The organism is Burkholderiales bacterium (assembly GCA_035518095.1).
Taxonomy (GTDB): Bacteria; Pseudomonadota; Gammaproteobacteria; order Burkholderiales; family JAHFRG01; genus JAHFRG01.
Map to the genome: position 1 here is coordinate 73894 of DATIXX010000006.1, position 6519 is coordinate 80412.

Annotated in this window: 6 protein-coding genes and 1 tRNA gene; 5 read left to right on the plus strand and 2 right to left on the minus strand. The window is 56.6% G+C overall.

Going from position 1 to position 6519, the window contains the following annotated elements; translation table 11 throughout:
• The first annotated feature begins 35 nt into the window (after positions 1-35).
• A tRNA-Ser gene (locus tag VLV32_01690) sits at positions 36-128 on the plus strand.
• Between the two features lie 212 nt (positions 129-340).
• Here the strand turns inward: VLV32_01690 and VLV32_01695 are convergent.
• Positions 341-655 carry a hypothetical protein gene (locus VLV32_01695; GenBank protein HUL40608.1) on the minus strand — a complete coding sequence of 105 codons (315 nt, stop codon included), beginning with the start codon at positions 653-655 and terminating at the stop codon, positions 341-343.
• Positions 656-859: 204 nt separating this feature from the next.
• On the opposite strand from VLV32_01695, the gene VLV32_01700 reads away from it, so the two are divergent.
• The 4 genes from VLV32_01700 (at position 860) to VLV32_01715 (ending at position 4888) form a co-directional block, all read left to right on the plus strand.
• On the plus strand, positions 860-2305 hold the full coding sequence (locus VLV32_01700) for a DegQ family serine endoprotease (protein HUL40609.1): 1446 nt from the start codon (positions 860-862) through the stop codon (positions 2303-2305).
• A gap of 82 nt (positions 2306-2387) precedes the next feature.
• On the plus strand, positions 2388-2819 hold the full coding sequence (locus VLV32_01705; protein HUL40610.1) for a carboxypeptidase-like regulatory domain-containing protein: 432 nt from the start codon (positions 2388-2390) through the stop codon (positions 2817-2819).
• A 27-nt stretch (positions 2820-2846) separates the two neighbouring features.
• On the plus strand, positions 2847-3512 hold the full coding sequence (locus VLV32_01710; protein ID HUL40611.1) for a response regulator: 666 nt from the start codon (positions 2847-2849) through the stop codon (positions 3510-3512).
• Between the two features lie 44 nt (positions 3513-3556).
• Entirely contained in the window at positions 3557-4888 is a 1332-nt protein-coding gene (locus VLV32_01715; protein HUL40612.1) for an ATP-binding protein, read from the plus strand.
• Between the two features lie 8 nt (positions 4889-4896).
• Here VLV32_01715 and VLV32_01720 read toward each other — a convergent pair.
• Positions 4897-6519, minus strand: a 1623-nt coding sequence (locus tag VLV32_01720) for a propionate--CoA ligase (protein ID HUL40613.1), incomplete at its 5' end; no start/stop codon positions are given.

Sequence of the window (6519 nt, forward strand, 5' to 3'; positions counted from 1 at the left end):
TTTTTTTGCACTTCGCACTAAAATTGCAGAATTGCGGAGAGGTGACCGAGTGGTTTAAGGTGCACGCCTGGAAAGCGTGTGTACGGTCAAAAGCCGTACCGGGGGTTCGAATCCCCCCTTCTCCGCCATCGGTATACCCGTGGCAGGAGCGAATTATCGAGTTAAACACCGTGCAGCGAATTGGAAACATGATTTTTTACCGCAGCCGGACGTTGCACGATAGCCGCAAACGTTTCGTCCCTGAATAACAGGTTTTTCCTGCGCCCTATTGCCGCTGGCTCTGCACTTGCATACACGGTTTCCGATTTCGGCCGTGCGCCATCAGTACGAGGGGACGTCCTCAAACCGCGCCGCCGCGAGCGCGTTCTCTTATCGGCGCCGCAAGCAGCCCGTCTGCTTTCAACCTCATCCTTTCAATTGGCGCTGGCAAAAAAATTGTTTTGCCTTTTCTTGCCTCGCTCATACCAGGTAAAGCCGCACCTTGTCGCCGTTCACCGCGTATTTTGATTCTAGTTTCTGTTTCAGCATCGTGCTCGGCAAGACTTTCGCCGCCGAGTTGCATTTCCTGTTCTGTCTCTGTAACACCAACCTTTGAAGCCGAAACACTTCTTCCTAAACGGCGTGTTATACGTGTTCCGGCTAGCCGGAATGGCATGTCACTGTGCGCACCGGCAAAAACGTCAAGCGGACGCTTTGTGGCTCTCGATCCCCGGTTTGATCCGGTGACCCGCCTGTAATTGAACCGATAACACGAGGTCTCCAGAAACTTAAAAGTGCGGAAAGTAATCTTATTGTTAAGATGCGCTTAAGGTGCAACGCTTATCATGGGATGCGTGAACATAAACGAAAGGAGTTAACCATGAAGTCGAACGCTATCACTAAAGCGATTATCGTAACGCTGATGCCGTTATTCATTGCCGCGTGCGATTCCAATGGAATGGCCGCCGCAGCGCCTTTTCCGGCAAAGACCGACCATTCGCTGCCCGCGCAAAGCGCCCAGACGCAAACGCTCGCCCTGCCGAACTTCAGCGAAATTGTGGCTCAGGAAGGACCGGCGGTGGTAAACATTACCGTAACGAAATCCGCCACGATTGCGGAACGGTCAATGCCTTTTGATGAGAACGATCCGTTTTTTCAATTCTTCAAGCGCTTCCAGGGTCCCATTCCGCAGCAGATGCCTATGCACGGTCTCGGGTCAGGTTTCATCATCAGCCCGGATGGCTACATCCTGACTAACGCTCACGTTGTCTCCGGCGCAACCGAGGTGAGCGTGAAGCTGACCGACCGCCGCGAATTCAAGGCTAAAGTCATCGGCACCGATCCGCGCACAGATATCGCGCTGCTCAAGATTGACGCTCAGAACCTTCCTACAGTGCGTATCGGCGATTCGTCGAAAGTCAAAGTCGGTCAATGGGTGATGGCAATGGGCTCGCCGTTCGGTTTCGACAATTCGGTGACAGCCGGGATCGTGTCAGCCAAATCGCGCACCTTGCCTGACAGCAATTACGTTCCGTTTATACAGACCGACGCTCCCATCAACCCGGGTAACTCCGGCGGGCCGCTATTTAATTTAGATGGCCAGGTGATCGGTATCAACTCGCAAATCTATAGCCAAACCGGTGGTTACATGGGCCTTTCATTCGCAATTCCTATTGACGTTGCGATGAACGTGGAAAACGAGTTGCAACACTTTGGCAAGGTGACGCATGGACGGCTTGGCGTCACGGTGCAAAACGTCTCCCAAAATTTGGCTCAAGCGTTTGGGCTGAAAAAACCCGAAGGTGCCTTGGTAAGCTCGGTGGAGAATGGCGGTCCTGCGGCGCGCGCAGGCATTAAGCCGGGCGATATCATTATTGCTTTCAATGGCAAATCGGTCGACCAATCTGCGACTCTGCCCTTGATCGTGGGCGACATGAAACCCGGGCAGATAGCCAGCGTGCGCATCTGGCGCGGCGACGGCGAGCACACGCTGAACGTGACCGTGGGCGCGCTCCCCAACGAACAAGTTGCATCGGCAAATCTGCCAGCGAACAACAACTCCGGGCGGCTGGGGCTGGTGGTGCGGCCGCTCACCCCCGATGAGCGCGACCAGCTTCAAGCGCAAGGTGGTCTGGTAGTCGAGCAAGCGGGTGGCGCCGCTGCGAAGGCAGGGGTCGAACCCGGCGATGTGATCTTGGCAATTAACGACCACCCGCTGAAGAGTGTGCACGAGCTGCGCCGCGTGCTTGACAAGTCGGGCAAACATGTAGCCTTGCTGCTGCAACGTAACGATGAACGGATTTACGTGCCGGTCGACCTCGGTTGACCGTGTTACGTGAAGGTGCGGCGGCCGGACGGCGTCTGGCCGCCGTTGTTTCGAAGTGTTAACCTAATTTGGAGGTGTGAACATGAAAGCGAATGCTAAACTCGCGATCGGGGCCTTGGCGCTTGGCCTCGCGCTTCCTGCAACGGCAGCAGTTATGATGCAAAACGCGCTCCCCAGTCCCAAGACAGAGAACGGTATCACCTATTTGGATGGCGGCTTCGGACAGGACCAAGCGATGGCGATGTATGCGGAGGCAAAACAATATCCGCTGAGTATGGTATTTTCTGCAGACAAGAACAATGAATACCTCGCCGACGTGAACGTTACCATCAAAGACAAGGCAGGAAATACAGTGCTGACTACGCTTTCGAGCGGGCCAATCCTGATGGCGAAGCTTCCTGCAGGCGAGTACACGATAACTGCCGAAGCAAACGGCAAGACTCTCTTCCGCACGGTAAAGGTTCAGGCTAACGGCGACACGCGTCTTTATCTGCATTGGTCGCAGGCCACCTAAAGGTGCGCAGACAGAGGGAGACATTAGATGCGGGTGTTGCTGGTCGAAGACGATCCAATGATTGGCGAGAGCATCCGCAAAGGGCTGCGCCACGAAGGTTACGTAATTGACTGGGTGCAGGACGGTCGCGCGGCGGAGATCGCGATTGAGAACGAGCCCTATGCTCTGGTGCTCCTGGACCTGGGTCTGCCGCGCAAGGACGGCTTTGCGGTGCTCGCGAGTATTCGCGGCCGCAAGGTTCGTGTGCCCGTGCTCATTCTCACCGCCCGCGATGCGATCTCGGACCGAGTTAAAGGTCTGGATTCCGGGGCGGATGATTACCTAGTAAAGCCGTTCGATCTCGACGAGCTTGCCGCGCGCATGCGCGCCGTGCAACGCCGGCATGCCGGACGCGCGGAGCCTGTGGTGGTGTACGGCGCGCTCGCTCTCAATCCCGTCACGCACGAAGTCAGGCACCGAGGGCAGCTGGTTCCCGTGTCGGCGCGCGAATTCGCGCTGCTGCAAGCTTTACTCGAATGCCCAGGGGCAGTCTTGTCGCGCACCCAACTCGAGGAGCGCCTCTACGGCTGGGGAGAAGAAGTGGCCAGTAATTCTGTTGAGGTACACGTCCACAACCTGCGCAAAAAACTTGGGGAAGGAGTGATCCGCACCGTTCGAGGCATTGGCTACTCGATCACAAGTGAGCGCGCATGAGCGGCACAGGTTCTTTCGATCGGAAACACTCGAGCCGTCGCTCTATGTCAATACGCAAGAATCTTCTGTTGGCACTGCTCTCGACTCTGCTCCTTTTGGGCCTGGCCACCAGCGCGGCCACCTATTTCGCCGCGCGCCGGGAAGCAAATGAGCTATTCGACTATCAGCTTAGGCAAATGGCATTGTCTTTGCGCGATCAAACGTTGCAAAGCCAAAATACGTTTTATCCAGGTTTCGATTACGATTTTATTGTACAAGTGTGGAATCCAGGTGGCTCCTTGGTATATCTGTCCAACCAGAACATTCTCTTGCCGCAAAGTAAATTTGGTTTCAACACGGTCGCTGTGAACGGCGAAGACTGGCGTATTTTTACCATGAATAATGACGGCAAGATCGTACAGGTCGCGCTGCCATTAAGCCTGCGCAGCGACCGGGCCGCGGCAATTGCATTGCGCATTCTCATTCCGATTGTCGCTTCGATTCCGTTATTCGCGCTGCTGATCTGGCTGCTCGTCGGATGGGGCTTGGAGCCGCTCGGAAGCATTGCACGCGCGATCGCAAAGCGGGCACCGTCCTCCCTGCAGCCGCTTCCCGAACAAGGCCTGCCAGACGAAGTGCAGCCAATGGTCGCCCAGTTAAACAGCTTTCTCGCTCGGCTGGCCGAAGCAATCGAGACCCAAAGGCGCTTTACTGCAGACGCCGCCCACGAGCTACGCACGCCCCTTGCCGCGCTTCAGCTTCAATTGCAGGTCCTCGAACGCGCACAGACGCTCGAGGATCGAAGCGATGCTCTCGCGCAGCTCAAAGCGGGCGTCAGACGCGCCCATCGGATGGTGGAACAGCTCCTTACGCTAGCCCGCCTCGAACCAGAAGCAGCACAGACTGAGGTTACGCCGGTGAGGCTGGATCGGCTCGCCGCAGAATCCGTGGCAGAGATCGAGCCGCTGGCCGCGGCGAAACCGGTCGAGATGCGCCTAGGCCGCATGGAGCCCGTGATAATTCCCGGTCGTGAAAAGGCACTTCGGGCCCTGCTTGACAACTTGGTCGAGAACGCGATTCGCTATACGCCCTCCGGCGGTCGCGTCATAGTGGATGCTTGTGCGGATGCAGAAGGGCCGCTGCTTGCGGTCACGGACAACGGCCCCGGGATTCCGGCAGAAGAGCGGGAGCGCGTATTTGACCGCTTCTACCGCTTGCCCGGCAGCGCGGCCCCCGGGAGCGGACTTGGTCTCGCAATTGTCAAGAACATTGCCGATTCGCATGGCGCAAAAGTCGATCTTGCGGAAGGCGTAGGCGGCGTGGGCCTAACGGTGCGTGTACGCTTCCCCACGGGGCAAAGCGTCCCAGGAAACTCCTCGCCCGGCGAGCAGGCGTAATTTCGAGGTCAGGCGCTTACCCCTGTCACTGCTTTGCGTATCTGTTCCAGCGAACTCGGGTCTTCAATAGTGGTGAGATCGCCGGGGTCGCGGCCTTCGGCGATCGCCTGGATTGAGCGCCGCAATGTCTTGCCCGAGCGTGTCTTCGGCAGAAGGGTCACGAAATGCACCGTTTTCGGCCGGGCAATCGCGCCAAGCTGCTTATCTACCGTTTCCATGACCTCTTTCTCAAACTGCTTGCGCCCTTCCGGCGTTCCGAGTTTCGATGCGTCTTTCGCGACCGCAAATGCAAGCGGCAATTGTCCTTTCAATTGATCCGCCACACCCACTACCGCACATTCAGCAATATTGGAGTGCATGTTGACCGCTTCCTCGATTTCGCGCGTGCCCAGACGGTGCCCTGCTACATTGATTACATCATCGGTGCGGCCGAGGATGAAATAGTAACCGTCTTGGTCGCGGATTCCCCAATCGAACGTGGTATAGACCATCTTATTTTTAAAGCTCGTGAAATAAGTCTGCACAAAGCGTTCATCCTGGCCCCAAACTGTAGTCATGCAGCCCGGCGGCAGCGGCGGAACTACTGTGACCACGCCTTTTTCGTTTGCGCCAACTTCTTCGCCGGTCGCCTCGTGTAATAGCCGCAAGTCATAGCCGTAAGCGGGGAAACTCGGGCTGCCAAACTTGGTCGCGGTTTTCGCCACGCCGGGAGCACAGGTCAAGATGGCCCAACCGGTTTCAGTCTGCCAGTAATGATCGATGACCGGTTTACGCAATGCCTCGGAAATCCATACGTGAGTCGGCTCATCCAACGGCTCGCCCGCAAGGAACAGATAACGCAGCGAAGACAGGTTGTATTTTTTGAGATATGCCGGGTCCTGCTTCTTGAGAACGCGGATCGCGGTAGGCGCCGTGAACATTACCGTGACCTTGTGGTCTTGGACGATTTTCCACCAGATGCCGGCATCTGGACGCACTGGAACGCCTTCGTACATGACCGTAGTCATGCCGGCGATGAGCGGTCCGTAGATAATGTAGGAATGACCCACGACCCAGCCGATATCAGAGGCGGTGAACATGGTTTCTCCCGCGTTGCCACAGTAAATATATTTCATGGATGCGGCCAACGCGACCCCGTGGCCGCCGACATCGCGCTGCACGCCTTTTGGTTGGCCCGTCGTGCCTGAAGTGTAAAGTATGTAGGAAGGCTCATTGGATTCAAGCCAGACTACCGGCACCTTCGCCTCAAAGTGCTTCTCGCGCAGCTCGCCATACTCGATGTCACGCCCCGGGATCATTTGCAGGTTCGGGTCAAGTCCGCGGCGCAAAATAATGACTTTCTCCGGCGGATATTGCGCCAGCTTGATCGCATCATCGACCAGGTTCTTGTAGGGAACGACCTTTCCCATGCGACTTCCACCGTCGGCGGTGATCATGAGTTTAGGTTTTGCATCATCGATGCGCGCAGCGAGGTTCGCAGCTGCAAATCCACCGAATACCACAGAATGAATTGCTCCGATGCGCGCGCAGGCCAACATGACAAATGCTGCTTCCGGCACCATCGGCATATAAATAATCACGCGGTCGCCTTTTTTAACCCCGAGCGACTGCATCATGCTTGCCGCGCGCTC